Genomic DNA, 13314 nt, shown 5'->3' on the forward strand with positions numbered 1-13314 from the left:
GCAACGAGCCGATGACCTATTGCCTGGGCTTCCTGCTGGAAGCAGGGCTGGTGATGGCCTCGGACTGCCGCACCAACGCCGGAGTGGACTACATCTCCAGCTACCGGAAGATGCACATCTTCCGGCCCTCCGACGACCGTCTGATCGTGCTGCTGGCGGCGGGCAATCTGGCCACCACCCAGGCGGTGCTGAACCGGATCCAGCGGGATCTGGACCGGGCCCAGCGGGGCCGGGGCGACTCCGGGGAGAAGGGCGACAAGGGCCACAAGGGCGACAGCGCCGCGGAGCAGAGGCGGCTGAACTCGCTGCTCGATGCCGACTACCTGTTCGAGGTGGCCGACTACGTGGGCCGGATCAGCCGCGAGGTGCAGGCGGAGATCAAGCCAGCGCTCTCCCAGGCGGGCGCCAGCGGCTCGGCCTCGTTCATCCTCGGCGGCCAGATCGCCGGCCAGCACCATGGGCTGTTCATGATCTACCCCCAGGGCAACGCGGTGATGGCCACCACCGAAACCCCGTTCCTGCAGATCGGCGAGAGCAAATACGGCAAGCCGCCGCTCGATGGCCTGGCCAACACCCGCATGTCGCTGGAGGATGCGGCCCGGCTGTGCCTGGTGTCGCAGGTGATCACGCGGCGCTCCAACCTCACCGTGGGGCCGCCCTTCGACCTGGTGATCCTGCGCCGCGACGAACTGCGCATCGCCCAGCAACTGCGCCTGGGTGCGGATTCAGACGCCCTTGAGGCGTTTCTCAACACCTGGATGGAGGTTCAGCGCGAAGCCCTGGAGCGGCTGCCACGCTTTCCCTGGGAGCCCCAGGCCAGCGCCGAGGCGGCCAAGCCGGCTCCCTCGGTGAGCACCTCCGCCGATCCGGTGCTGGGCTGAGCGTGGGCGCAGGCCCGATCAGCCGCTCAGGCCGCCCAGCCGCTCGGCCACGGTGTTCACATCCTTGTCGCCGCGGCCGGAGAGGTTGAGCACCACTTCGGTGCCGGGGGCCAGGGTGGGGCAGAGCTGATCGAGGGCGGCGAAGGCGTGGGCCGTTTCCAGGGCCGGGATGATGCCCTCCAGCTCACTCACCAGGCGCAGGGCGGCCAGGGCCTCGTCGTCGGTGACGGCCAGATACTCGGCCCTGCCGATCTCCCGTAGGTAGCTGTGCTCCGGGCCCACACCGGGGTAGTCGAGGCCGGCGCTGATCGAGTGGGCCTCCTGCACCTGGCCCTCGCTGTCCTGGAGCAGCAGGCTCATGGCGCCGTGCAGCACCCCCACCCGGCCCTCGGTGATGGTGGCGGCGTGGCGGCCCGAGGCCACCCCCTCGCCGGCGGCTTCCACGCCGATCAGCCGCACGGCGGTGTCTTCGACGAAGGGGTGGAACAGGCCCATGGCGTTGGAGCCGCCGCCCACACAGGCCACCAGCAGGTCGGGCAGGCGACCGAAGGCCTCGGCGCATTGCTGCTTGGCCTCGATGCCGATGCAGGCGTGGAAGTCGCGCACCAGCATCGGGTAGGGGTGGGGGCCGGCCACCGAGCCAAGGATGTAGTGGGTGCGCTCCACGTTGGTCACCCAGTCGCGGATCGCCTCGCTGGTGGCGTCCTTGAGGGTGGCGGTGCCGGCGGTGACCGGCTGCACCGTGGCCCCCAGCAGGCGCATGCGGAACACGTTGAGGGCCTGGCGGCGCATGTCCTCGGCACCCATGTAGACCACGCACTCCAGGCCGAAGCGGGCGCACACGGTGGCCGTGGCCACGCCGTGCTGGCCGGCGCCGGTCTCGGCGATGATCCGCTGCTTGCCCATGCGCAGGGCCAGCAGCGCCTGGCCGAGGGCGTTGTTGATCTTGTGGGCGCCGGTGTGGTTGAGGTCCTCGCGCTTCAGCCACAGGCGCGGACCGCCCTCGGGACGGCGGTAGTGCTCGGTGAGCCGCTCGGCCTCATACAGCGGCGTGGGGCGGCCCACATAGGTGCGCAGCAGGTGGTTGAGGCGCTCGGTGAAGGCGGGATCGGCCCAGGCCTCGGCAGCGGCAACCTCCAGCTCGGCCAGGGCCGGCATCAGGGTTTCCGGCACGTACTGGCCGCCGAAACGCCCGAAGCGGCCGGCGGCCGTGGGCCGCACCTGGGGCTGCAGGGCGTCCGGCCCGGCCGGGGTGCTGCTGAGGGGGGGAACGGTGCTGGTCACCAGAGGCGGTGTCAAGTGTGAAGACCCTAAGAAGCCAGCGCCCGGCAGCAACGCTTCTGGCACACAAGCCTTGGTGGACGACAGTGCTGGCTGGATGCTTCTGCGCTGCAGAAAGCCCCAGACTGGGATGACTGCGCTCAACACCGATGAGCACCGCCACCCCTCAACGACTCACGGCGATCCTTCACCGCGAAGACGAGGTTTATGTGGCTGAGTGTCCGGAGGTCGGCACGGTGAGCCAGGGAGACACGGTGGAAGAAGCCCTGACCAACTTGCGAGAGGCCACCGAGCTGTTCCTGGAGGAGTGTCCTCAGCCCGCTCCGGTGCCGCGGCTGCTCACCACCTTTGAGGTGAGCATTGCCTAAGCTTCCGCGCCTTCCTGCCGCCGCGGTGGTGGCAGCCCTGAAGCGACTTGGGTTTGAGGAGGTGCGCCAGAAAGGCAGCCACCTGGTGCTCCGCAGAACCACGACCAACGCCGACGGCACTCCAGCGGCGGACATCTGCGTCGTTCCCCTCCACCGCCGTGACCTCGCCGTCGGCACGCTGGCCAGCGTCCTGCGCCAGGCCGGGGTTGATGCCGACACCTTGCTCAAGGCCCTATGAAACCCTGCCCCGACTCCAAAAAGAGCCAAGGCCTTCAGCGGCGTCGACACCACCGTGCTGGCCTATCTGCAGACCGCGCCGTTCTCGCGGCCTTCCCAGATAGTGCACTGGCACCAGCCGAAGCGCGGAAACCATCCAGTAAGTTCGCGCCATGGCCAAGGGCGGCTGGCAAGAATTCAGCAGACCGGAGAGCCTGCAGCGCTCCGCGGCAAGCAATGCCGATGGTGGGGAAACAACACGTGCCCAGCAGCGCGTGCGGGTGCAGCGCACCAAAGCCGGCAAGGGCGGCAAGCTTGTGACCGCCATCACCGGGCTGGAGGCCCCCGAGGCCGAGCTCAAGGCCCTGCTCAAGCAGCTCAAGGCCACCTGCGGCACCGGCGGCACCCTCAAGGACGGCCTGATTGAACTGCAGGGCGACCAGGTGGCCACCGCCCTGGCGGCGCTGGAGGCGGCGGGCTACCGGCCGAAGCAGGCGGGGGGCTGAAGGCCAAGCCGCTCGGCACTCACCAGAGCGTCTGACAAGGGAAGGCAGCCAGGGCCGGATCGGCGGTGAGCAGCACCAGCCGCTCCAGTTCGGCCTGCGCCGCCAGCATGCGATCGAAGGGGTCGCGGAGGGGCTGGCGATAAGCGCCGGCCCGCAGCCCATGGGCCAGGGCAATCGGCAGGGACTGGAAGCCATCGGCCTGCAGCAGGCCCGGCAGGTCGGCGATGGCGGTGTCCAGCTCCGGCAGCTTGCCTTGATGGTGCTTGAGGCTCAGTTCCCACACCGATGCAGCACTCACCAGGATCGCGGTGCCGGGGTCGATGAGCAGGGCCTGCACCGGAGCTGAGAGGCGCTCGGGATCGAACCACCACCACAGCAGCACGTGACTGTCGAGCAGGTAGGCGGGTGGAGCACTCAAGGCTGGGGCATCCAGGGCGTCAGCGGGCCGTTCTCCCAGGCGGCGAGCTCCTCGGGCTCCAGGGGCTCGAGCAGGCCATCGGGCTGGCGGAGGGGACCCCGGCTACGCAGGCGGCCGGGAATGCGCTGGGGGGATGGCGGCGCGAGGGGCATCAGCCGGGCCCAGGGTTTGCCGGCCTTGGCGAGCAGGATGGTCTCGCCGGCGTGGGCGTCGTCGATCAGGCGCGAGAGGTGGGTTTTCGCCTGGTGCACATTCACCGTTCGCAGGGGAACAGCGGTGCTCCGGACGTCCGGATCTGGAACAGAGGCAGGCGGGTCGGTTTTCATGGCCCGAGAGCCAGACAGGCGATAGAGCTTAGTCATGGACTAAGTCCATGGGTGGAACTCAAAAGCCCGCCTTGGCGAAATCGTCGCCGATGTAGGCCAGGGGCAACTGATCACGCTCAGCCAGGGCCGCCGCAAAGCAATCCCCAAAGTTGAGCTGGGCCGGATGGCCCTGGCCCTTGCCGAAACGCTGGAAGATCCCCAGCGCGCGCTTTGCCAGATCCGCATCCACCGGCACCACATCGGGGTCAATCAGATCCAGCAACGTCTGCATCGGTGCGAGCACACCACGGCAGTGAGCCACCAGCAGCAGCTCCTGCAGGGTGCCTGCCGACAGACGCAGCACTTCAGCCTGCTCCAGGGACTGCTGGTGTTGCTCCCACCCCGGTTCCCGCTGCAGGATCGCCAGCAGCAGCGACGTATCCAGAATCACGCCGGCAGGCCCTGCTCGTCATAGAGCGAAGCGGGATTGAAGGGCCTGGCCGTTTCCGTGGCTTGCTCCTGCAGCAGGGGCAACTCGGCACTGAGCCGCCTCCGCCGGCTGAGGCGCCGCTGCCGCTGAAGCTCCAGCTCCAGCGCCTCCCGCACGATCTCCGTGGCGCCCCGGCCCGTGAGCTGGCGCAGCTGCTCAAGCAGGGCGTCCACTCGAGGGCTCTTGATGCTGACAGCCATTCCTACAGGAGCTAGGTAGACTGAGATTCTAGAATCAAGTTCAGACGACAGGGCAACCCTGCAGGTCCTGAAGAGGGGCGCAGGGGAGAATGGCCCGATCGCCCCCACCGCCCAAGCCCGCATGACCGCCAGCCCCGCCAGCAACCCCGCCTACGGGGCGCTCACCACCCAGGGCAACAGCACCAACATCGTGTGGCACCACAGCACGGTGAGCCGCGAGGCGCGGGCCCACCAGCGCGGCCACCGCAGCGCCATCCTCTGGTTCACGGGCCTGAGCGGGGCTGGCAAGAGCACCCTGGCCAACGCGGTGAATTCGGCCCTGTTCGAGCAGGGCCTGGCCTGCTACGTGCTCGACGGCGACAACATCCGCCACGGCCTCTGCAACGACCTGGGCTTCTCCGACGCCGACCGGGAGGAGAACATCCGCCGCATCGGCGAGGTGGCCAAGCTGTTCCTCGATGCCGGCGTGGTGGTGCTCACCGCCTTCGTGTCGCCGTTCAAGGCCGACCGTGACAAGGTGCGCGCCCTGGTGCCGGACGGCGACTTCATCGAGATCTTCTGCGACGCCGGCCTGGCGGTGTGCGAAGAGCGCGACACCAAGGGACTCTACGCCAAGGCCCGGGCCGGTGAGATCAAGGAATTCACGGGGATCTCCAGCCCCTACGAGGCGCCCGAGACCCCGGAGCTGCGGGTGGAGACCGGTGCCCAAAGCCTGGAGAACTGCGTGAGCGCGGTGCTGGCTCTGCTAGAGGGCAGGGGCGTCATTCCCCAGACGAACTGAGCCGCAGCCGGCTTCCCCAGGCATCAAGGAAGGTTTTCCCGCAGCTGGCCACCGGCACCGCCAGCAGCAGCCCCAGCAGCTCACCCAGCCCCAGCAGCGCCCCGAGGCGAGCGCCCAGGGGAAGACACACCAGCAACCAGGCGGGCTGCAGACCCACGATCTTGCCCATCAGGCGCGGCTGGATCACCTGATCCACCACCTGGCCCACGGCGATGGCGGCCACCAGCACCTCCAGGCCGGTGCTGGGATCGTTGAGGGCCAGCAGGGCACTCACCAACAGGATCGTGAGTGAGCTGGCGAAGGGAATCAGGGTGGTGAAGCCGATCAGCACCGCAAACAGCACGCCATAGGGAATCGCCAGCACGGTGAACACCACCGTCTGCAGGCTGCTGAGGATCAGGGCCAGCAGCACCTGGCCGGCGAAGTAGCCGCGGAAAGTGCGGCCCACGGTGTCCACCACCAGGGAGCGCACGCCGGGAGGCAACCAGAGCGCCAGGCCGGCGGCGATGCTCTCACCGCCCAGCAGCAGGAACACCGCCAGCACCAGCACGATCACCGTATTGATGGTGAGACCCACCGTGGCGCCCAGCACACCCAGCAGCCGTTGGCTGAACTGACTGGCCAACCGGCTGAGGCGTGTGAGCAGATCACTGCTGAGGCTGCCGAAATCGGTAGGTAGCCCCTGCTGTGCCGCCCAGGCTTCGAGGGCATCCAGCCACACCTGGCCCTTGGAGATCCAGCGGGGCAGCACCACGATCAAATCGCCCAGCTGCTCCACCAGGCGCGGCACGAGCCCCAGCAGCGCCAGTGCCAGTGCCCCCAGGGCCACCGCCAGCACCAGGGCCATGGCCGCCGGGCGGGGAACCCCCCGCTGCCGCAGCCAGCGGCTGGGGATGTCGAGCAGGAAGGCGATCAGCGCGGCGGTGACGATCAGGGCCGGAAACGGCGCCAGCGGCAGCAGCAGCTGGCGCAGCACCCAGAGGTTGAGCACCAGCAGCGGCAGCGCCAGGCCGGCCTTCAGCCAGGGGGGGAGTTCCAGGCGTTCGAGCATGGGGGTGATCTGCGCTGATGGGGATAGTGGCAGGGCTGGCTGCCATCAGCTCCTGCAGGCCAGCGAATAGCCGCAGGGGGGGGTGCGGTGTTGACCGTGAGGCCCAGCGTGGCCCCCAACAGGCCCAGGAGTTGCTGGCTGAGCTGGCTGGCGAGCTTGCTGAGGCGGGTGAGCAGATCACTGCTGAGATTGCCGAAATCGGTGGGGATGCCCTGCTGGCTCGCCCAGGCTTCCAGGCGATCAAGCCACACCTCACCCTGGGCCAGCCAACCGGGCATGGCAGCCACCAGGTCGCCCAGCTGCTCGATCAGCCGCGGCACCAGCCAGATCAGCGCCAGGGCCACCAGCCCCAGACTCCCCCCCAGCACCAGGGCGATCGCCAATCCCCGCGGCAAGCCGCGCTGCCAGAGCCAACGGGCCGGGATGTCGAGCAGAAACGCGATCAACGCCGCCGCCACAAACAGGGCCGGGAAAGGCGCCAACGGCAGCAGCAGCTGACGCAACACCCAGAGGTTCAGCACCAGCAGCGGCAACGCCAGGCCGGCCTTGAGCCAGGGGGGCAGAACCAGGCGTTCGAGCATGAAGGGATCTCCACTGTCACATCTTGCCGCGCTCGACGACGACCTCGCCGAAGCCGTCAATCGGCCCGCACGCCTGCCGGACAGAGCTCCTATCGGGCCATTCTTCCTCTAGGAACGAGTCGGCTCAGGATCGAGCTGTGCTGTTCAGCGCTTAAGCACAAGGGCAACAACACCAACATCATGTGGCACCACAGCGCCATCCTTTGGTTCACAGGGCTGAGCGGGGCCGGCAAGAGCACCCTGGCCAATGCCGTGAACTCGGCCCTGTTCAAGCAGGGGCTGGCCTGCTACGCGCTCGGTGGCGACAACATCCGCTGGCCAGCCTCATTATAGGCGGACAGCCGCCGCCATCGAGCTGCTGGGCAGCACCTTTGGCGGGATTGTGGTGAGCGATCGCTTCTCGGCCTACAAGCACCTGCCCACCCAGCAACGCCAGCTGTGCTGGGCGCATCTGATCCTCGACCTGGTCGCCATCGCCGAACTGCCGGGCTCCATCGCCGAGTTCGGCGCGGAACTCTTGGACCTGCAGCGACAGCTGTTTGATCACTGGCACCGCTACAAGAGCAGAACGATCGACTGGTCCGCCTTGCAACAGAGCTGCCGGCCGACCCGACAGGCCTTTGAGGCAATGCTGCAAAGGGTGGTGGAGCTTGGCTACCAGCGGGGCGAGCAAACACCTTGGGCCAAGACGGTCCGCACCTGCCTGCAAATCCTGCAGCTGGCCGATGGCCTTTGGACCTTCCTGGAGACCGAGGGAATCGAGCCCACCAACAACGCGGCTGAGCGTGCCCTGCGCCAGTCGGTGATTCAGCGCAAGATTCAGTCATGGCTTCCAGTCCCGCCAGGGAGCGATCTGCCGCAGCCGCCTGCTCACCGTCACGACCAGCCTCAGGAAACAGGGCCGCTATGTCTGGGAGTTCCTGGAGCAAGCCTGGATTGCCCATCACCGTGGCGGGATGTGCCGTCACTACTGCCCGATCCCTGAATCAGCAGCAGAGAGCACTGCTTCTTGATCACTCAGCGATGAGCTTTGAGGCATGGAGTCCTGCAGCGGGGGGTCCTGAGCCCTGAACGCAAACTGGAAAACTTTGGAAGGCTTTTCGGCGGAAATGAGCCGATCTGCGCAGATTCTATCACACAACTGCCGCAGATCCACTGAAGTGCAGGTGATCTGGCCTTTCTCAGGAGGCGACATTTTGGGAATCTTGAACAAGCCAGATCGACAGCGGTGCATTATATTTCAGCGATCGATACCCAATAACCTGGCCTCTATTAGGGCAATTGATGATTGCCGAAAATGCTGAACATTTTAATTGAGATGAAGTCTCTTGAATGGGTGACACAGACAGAGTTCTTCTGCCCTGGCGCCTGACCGGCGGCGTCTATGAGCACTATGTAACCAAAGGGATACTGTTTCTCAAGGTGCCTTTTCTACAAATTTGCATTCTGATCTCCAATCAATGTAAGTTGTCTTTCGGGATATCCGTACCTAGATCCTCGATCGTCGCGCCGAAGCTGCCATGGTAAACGTTCATTATATTAGTTGAATAAGCCGCATCTATTGCAATTAGATGATCAGATCGCAAATACCTAACTAGCTTTCGCGTGCTTCTCCCCCTGAATATCGAGAAGTGAGCGCCACCAAAGATATTATGCGAATTGCCAGGGGACGAATAACGTGACTCATGGTGTGGCGAAGTGAATTTGCAAACCTCATTAGTGCTATGCCAACAGTCTCTGATAATATCCCAGTCTCTGCTTATGTATTTAGATGCGACTGCTTGCTGAATTCTACTAAAGACATCGTCGGCCAGGCGACAGTCATCTTCAAGAATGACGTAATTTCCACAACCTTCACGGAGTGCTTATGATGAATGTTCCAATGTGATATATAAACTCCAAATACACCACATGCTCTTGCGTGCGTTCTTTCGCTGTTGGCATAATCGCGGAACCTCGCCGTTGCTCGGAGATAGGACATATGGTGCTCACCAGACGCATTGACTAAGGATGATATTGCTGGCCTGATTCCTTCGACCCTTTCAAACGCTATATCGAAGCGGCTTAGCTGTGAACGCATGAAACTGAGACGATCTTTACGATCTGCTAGATTAATAAAATATATTTTGTCAATTTTCATATGATCTATTAATTTTGAAGAGAGGTCCTTAGCATCCTGGCCAATCTTTTGAGGGGCAATCAAGACACGGAGAAGGCTTTGAGGGTCGCGGAGGCTTATCTGTAATCCAATTCTACTACGTGCCTTCGATGGGATCTGGCAACTGAAGCGGTGTCCTTTGGTAGTCCCTCGGCTCTTAGCCTCAGAGAAACTTTGCGTTTGCCAGTGGAGCGCCACTTGATGGAAAGCAAGCTCCTGGTCACTTTTTCGTGCTCAAGCTGAAGACCTTGGCCAGCTATCTTGGCTATAGTTGAAGACTTGAAAGTCACTTTTGCAGTATTCGTATATAAGGTTTGCGACATGCTCGTCAAACGCCAATTCAGGGGGTGGCCCAATTCTTTGATTTACTTTTGTCCCAACGGTGGCAAGCACTTCTTCGGAAGCACCTAAAGCGGTAAGAATATATACAAAGTCGGTAGCGAAGAATTCATACTTACCAATAAAGGTGTACTTTATTTGGTCTATGCCGAGTAACCTGTGCTGTAATTCCCAATGGGGGTCGCGGGTGTCTTGAGGCGCTTGTGAGATATATTCTATGAAGTTCCTAAACGTAATGCCGCCTCTTCTATTCAGTTCTTTTCTAACTGCATTGTACTCTGGGTAGGAAAAGTTGTGTAATTGATTTTCGAATGCTGAATACATTCTGTAATAGGGATTCCGAACAAAAGAAAATCGGTACCAGCGATTTGAATTGATTATCTGGTGCTGCTTTTCGCTGCTAAAGTCCAGCAAGTTTCTGGGGTATCGAAGAGCGGAATCCGCTCTGTCGTGGATATCAAGAATGCGGTCTGGAAGTCGATACCCTTCCATCTTCTGAAGCGAAAGCTTTACTCTTGTGCAGGCTGTCTTTGGCGTTCCGAAGTAAAGGTATCTATTTTTTTCCGAGACCCATGTATGGTATGCTATATTTTTGCTGAAAAGCCAACCTTTGCTTTTCAGGGGGAGATCTCTTCGGTTGTTCATGGCACTGGCTAGTGAAAGAAATTGGCTGGGAAGAAGTAGTTCATTCTCTCGTCATGGCAAGAAGGGTCTGTTCACTAGCTGCCTGAAAGCTCTGGGCCTCGAAGCCAGCCGATGGACTTATCTACTGCCGTCCTTAGAAAGGATCATGAATTTACCTTAGGATTATATCATTCACTTTCATGCTGCTCTGACTGTGGATGGGCATCTTTTGACACCCCATGCTGTGGGGTCCTCCCAACTCAGGGCCTATGAGAGGGCATTCAGAGTGCCTCGCTGCCGTCGCGGGTCAGGGCTGATTAAAAGTCATATCATTCCGTCTCACCCAGGCGGCCGCGTCCCTTCGTGTGGTGTAAATCCCGAGGCCCGATTGCCCTGATCTGAGGGTGAAAAGGGTGGAATGACGGGCTGTCATTCCGGAGGTGCATATACACCTCATTCTTTCATGATGAATCCAGACGATTGACTTGTCAAGTCTTTCGTCTGGATTGCCGATCGGTTGTGGGCTACGCCTGCAATCTTGATCGTGACGTCTTGTGCACCGGCCCCCGGGCGGTGACCCCCCGCCGCTGCGCCCTGTGGGGGCGCTACGGCGCGATCACCTGGGGCCTGAGCTCAGGCCGCTGCTTCCTGCAGGGAGGGCTGCGCAGGCACCTCCAGCGAGGGGATGGCGACCATGCTCTCGGCGGAGAACATGCGCCGGCCCTCGAGCTGCCAGTGCTCGTCCTGCTCCAACAGCACAGCCCCCACCAGGCGAGTGATCGAGGCGTCGTTCGGGAAGATCACGACGACGCGGGTGCGGCGTTTGACCTCCTCGTTGAGGCGTTCCAGCAGATTGGTGCTCCACACTTTTTTCCAGTGGGGTTACGGGAAGTGGCGGAAGGCGAGGACGTCTTCCTTGGCTTCCAGCATCAACCCCGTAGCTCTCGGAAAGCGCTCAGCCAGCGAGTTGGCCAAATCATCCCAGCGGCTCGCGATCTCGCTGGCGTCTTCTTGGGCAAACACCGAGCGCAGGGCAGCGGTGACCATGCCCTGGTGGGCTTTTGGCACGCGCTGAAGCAGGTTCCTGGCAAAATGCACCCGACAGCGCTGCCAGGCGCAGCCTTGCAGCTGCCGGCGGATTGCCTTGGTGAGGCCCACGTGGGCGTCGCTGATCACCAGCTTGACGCCAGTGAGGCCGCGCTCCTTGAGCGAGCCAATGAACTCGCTCCAGAAGCTCTCGCTTTCGCTGTCGCCCACCTGCAGGCCGAGCAGCTCACGTCGGCCGTCGGCGTTGACGCCCATGGCGACGACCACGGCTCTGGAGCAGACCTGCAGGGCCTTGCCCAGGCGGCCGTGGAGGTAGGTGGCATCGAGGTAAACGTAGGCGTAGCCGGTCTCCTCAAGGGGACGGTTCAGGAAGGCCTGCACCTGCACGTCGATGTCGGCGCAGATGCGGCTGACCTTGGATTTCGAGATGCCGCTCTGAACCCCAAGGGCTGCCACCAGGGCATCGACCTTCCTGGTGGAGATGCCGCCAACGTAGGCCTCCATCACCACGCCATAGAACGCTTGATCAACCCGGCGGCGGGGCTCGAAGATCGAGGGCAGGAAGCCGCTGTTGCGCAGTTTGGGGATCTGCAGGTCGATGTCGCCCGCCTGGGTGGCGAGGCTGCGAGGCCGGTAGCCGTTGCGGTAGCCGAGCCGATCGCCGGTGCGTTCGTGGCGGTCGGCGCCGATGAAGGCAGCGACCTCGAGCTCGATCAGGTCCTGCAGGCCTTGTCGCGCGATCTCAGGCATCAGCTCACCGGCGCTGCTGCCTTGCAGTAGCGGTGCCACCCCCAAGAAAGGAAGCTTTCACGATTGGGCAGGTCAGGTAGAGCTACCAGTCTGGAAAGCCTCCCAAGCTACTGCCCCTCCCCAAAAAGCTTGTGATTATGAGCTTGAACATATGTTTGCAATCACATGGGACGGCCGTATCGCAGCCTGCTGCTATGACATTGAGGCTCAAACCACCCTTTCTATTGATGATATAATCGCTGATGGCTTTACCTTCTCACCTGTCAAGCTTTGCGCAACATGCACCCTTGGGCGTGGTGATAGCAGTTGGCTAGTTCGGCCTTCAATCAGTCCACAGGCAGTCACTTGACTGCTCGGCCTAGCACGGTTTGAGGGTAGTGAGGATCGTCAGGTGCGGCAGGAAAGCATTTTAGATCCTCTAAACTGAGACCCTGTAGAAAGGATATCGAAGTAAATATATTCCCTTTGCTGCTCACTTCGATCTTCTCTTTGCTGAAGTTAAGCAGCAGCAGTTGCCTTAGTGAGTTGGGAGTGAAGCTCCACATCCAGTTGTCGTGCCATTCCCCCTTGTCAATATTTGAGATGCCCGGCACGGTTATCAGCGCAACGCCCCCTGGCTTAAGAATGCGGTGGATCGTGGCAACCGTGGCTTGCAGGTCGAAAATCACCACCAGCACCTGCGTCAGGATGAGGCAGTCGAAGCTGTTGTCAGCAATATGAGGAGCATTACTTAGATCTCCAATGATTGTTGCCCCAGGAGATCCTTCTTTGACATGAAGTACATCACTTTCGGTCACCCGATTGTCTCCATACTGTTTTGTATAGCTGTTGTCCCCGATCTCCAGCACTCGGCCGCAGATATCCCACCTGTGTTTTTCGAGGAATTCCTCGATGAAGGGTCGGTCAATTGGCGTCCCCCGATCGTAGCCGAAGATACGGCTGATCGGTTCGATACGTGCTAGGTCGCCAAAATCTACTTTTCCAACTTCAGGCCTTTCAGTTCTCCACTGCAATTTCTGACATGAGACCCCAATTTTGATTTTCATGCTTGCCTCTCGACATAGTTTAAGCCATTGTTCTGATTTAATTCCAAGATCATACTGATCGTATAGAATTTCAGGTACTTCTGGTTTTTGGGTAAAGTCGTAGCGAGGGGCAAGTCGAAACCTCTCCACTTCAAGAGGAAATGTTTTAAGGGTACCTCGAAAAATCAGCAAGCTGGTTGATTACGCTGGAATAGCGATAGAATCAGGAGATCAGACTGCATGCCAGCGGTGGGCCAAAGAGGTTTTTGGGACGAACAGCAAAGGGTCGCAAA

The 13314-nt window shown here is 61.7% G+C and carries 14 protein-coding genes and 3 pseudogenes; 7 read left to right on the forward strand and 10 right to left on the reverse strand.

From position 1 onward, the window contains the following. The first annotated feature begins 11 nt into the window (after positions 1–11). On the forward strand, positions 12–881 hold the full coding sequence (locus tag KBY96_RS13935; protein WP_254980091.1) for a 20S proteasome subunit A/B: 870 nt from the start codon (positions 12–14) through the stop codon (positions 879–881). Positions 882–899: 18 nt separating this feature from the next. Here the strand turns inward: KBY96_RS13935 and trpB are convergent, their stop codons facing one another. Then, positions 900–2165 (reverse strand): tryptophan synthase subunit beta, encoded by a 1266-nt coding sequence (gene trpB, locus KBY96_RS13940; protein ID WP_254980092.1) that lies wholly within the window; start codon positions 2163–2165, stop codon positions 900–902. Positions 2166–2311: 146 nt separating this feature from the next. On the opposite strand from trpB, the gene KBY96_RS13945 reads away from it, so the two are divergent. The 3 genes from KBY96_RS13945 to KBY96_RS13955 all read left to right on the forward strand — a co-directional run bounded on the left by KBY96_RS13945 (position 2312) and on the right by KBY96_RS13955 (position 3252). Beyond that, positions 2312–2530: a type II toxin-antitoxin system HicB family antitoxin gene (locus KBY96_RS13945; protein WP_254980093.1), complete on the forward strand. Its 219-nt coding sequence runs from the start codon at positions 2312–2314 to the stop codon at positions 2528–2530. A 25-nt stretch (positions 2531–2555) separates the two neighbouring features. Next, entirely contained in the window at positions 2556–2768 is a 213-nt protein-coding gene (locus KBY96_RS13950; protein WP_254980094.1) for a type II toxin-antitoxin system HicA family toxin, read from the forward strand. 151 nt (positions 2769–2919) lie between these two features. Then, positions 2920–3252 (forward strand): translation initiation factor, encoded by a 333-nt coding sequence (locus KBY96_RS13955; RefSeq protein WP_254980095.1) that lies wholly within the window; start codon positions 2920–2922, stop codon positions 3250–3252. Positions 3253–3271: 19 nt separating this feature from the next. Here KBY96_RS13955 and KBY96_RS13960 read toward each other — a convergent pair whose 3' ends face one another. The 4 genes from KBY96_RS13960 to KBY96_RS13975 form a co-directional block, all read right to left on the reverse strand. Continuing rightward, a complete protein-coding gene (locus KBY96_RS13960) occupies positions 3272–3670 on the reverse strand; it encodes a type II toxin-antitoxin system VapC family toxin (protein ID WP_254980098.1) in 399 nt (132 codons plus the stop codon). Beyond that, complete coding sequence (locus tag KBY96_RS13965; RefSeq protein WP_254980101.1) at positions 3667–3927, reverse strand: type II toxin-antitoxin system Phd/YefM family antitoxin; 261 nt, start codon at positions 3925–3927, stop codon at positions 3667–3669. The genes KBY96_RS13960 and KBY96_RS13965 overlap by 4 nt, the downstream gene beginning before the upstream one ends. Positions 3928–4054: 127 nt before the next feature. Then, entirely contained in the window at positions 4055–4426 is a 372-nt protein-coding gene (locus KBY96_RS13970; protein ID WP_254980103.1) for a type II toxin-antitoxin system VapC family toxin, read from the reverse strand. Continuing rightward, positions 4423–4665 carry a type II toxin-antitoxin system VapB family antitoxin gene (locus KBY96_RS13975; RefSeq protein WP_254980104.1) on the reverse strand — a complete coding sequence of 81 codons (243 nt, stop codon included), beginning with the start codon at positions 4663–4665 and terminating at the stop codon, positions 4423–4425. Before KBY96_RS13975 ends, KBY96_RS13970 begins: the two co-directional genes overlap by 4 nt. Positions 4666–4786: 121 nt before the next feature. Between KBY96_RS13975 and cysC the strand changes: the two genes are divergently transcribed. Further along, positions 4787–5446, forward strand: a complete 660-nt coding sequence (gene cysC / locus KBY96_RS13980; RefSeq protein WP_254980106.1) for an adenylyl-sulfate kinase — start codon at positions 4787–4789, stop codon at positions 5444–5446. Here cysC and KBY96_RS13985 read toward each other — a convergent pair. Further along, positions 5427–6497, reverse strand: a complete 1071-nt coding sequence (locus KBY96_RS13985; protein WP_254980109.1) for an AI-2E family transporter — start codon at positions 6495–6497, stop codon at positions 5427–5429. The two genes, cysC and KBY96_RS13985, sit on opposite strands and share 20 nt — an antisense overlap. A gap of 86 nt (positions 6498–6583) precedes the next feature. Beyond that, a pseudogene (locus KBY96_RS13990) lies at positions 6584–7078 on the reverse strand (AI-2E family transporter); the annotation flags it as partial. Between the two features lie 129 nt (positions 7079–7207). On the opposite strand from KBY96_RS13990, the pseudogene KBY96_RS13995 reads away from it, so the two are divergent. Together KBY96_RS13995 and KBY96_RS14000 are read left to right on the forward strand one after the other, a co-directional pair. After that, positions 7208–7393 (forward strand): annotated as a pseudogene (locus KBY96_RS13995) (adenylyl-sulfate kinase); the annotation flags it as partial. A 67-nt stretch (positions 7394–7460) separates the two neighbouring features. Beyond that, positions 7461–8063: a transposase gene (locus tag KBY96_RS14000; RefSeq protein ID WP_396122331.1), complete on the forward strand. Its 603-nt coding sequence runs from the start codon at positions 7461–7463 to the stop codon at positions 8061–8063. 1407 nt (positions 8064–9470) lie between these two features. Here KBY96_RS14000 and KBY96_RS14005 read toward each other — a convergent pair. The 3 genes and pseudogenes from KBY96_RS14005 to KBY96_RS14015 all read right to left on the reverse strand — a co-directional run bounded on the left by KBY96_RS14005 (position 9471) and on the right by KBY96_RS14015 (position 13213). Further along, positions 9471–10220: a sulfotransferase family 2 domain-containing protein gene (locus KBY96_RS14005; RefSeq protein ID WP_254980112.1), complete on the reverse strand. Its 750-nt coding sequence runs from the start codon at positions 10218–10220 to the stop codon at positions 9471–9473. A gap of 612 nt (positions 10221–10832) precedes the next feature. Then, positions 10833–11996: pseudogene (locus KBY96_RS14010) on the reverse strand (IS256 family transposase). A 341-nt stretch (positions 11997–12337) separates the two neighbouring features. Continuing rightward, entirely contained in the window at positions 12338–13213 is an 876-nt protein-coding gene (locus KBY96_RS14015) for a methyltransferase domain-containing protein (RefSeq protein ID WP_254980113.1), read from the reverse strand. Between the last annotated feature and the right edge of the window lie 101 nt (positions 13214–13314).

This window comes from Cyanobium sp. ATX 6A2 (assembly GCF_024346355.1).
Taxonomy (GTDB): Bacteria; Cyanobacteriota; Cyanobacteriia; order PCC-6307; family Cyanobiaceae; genus NIES-981.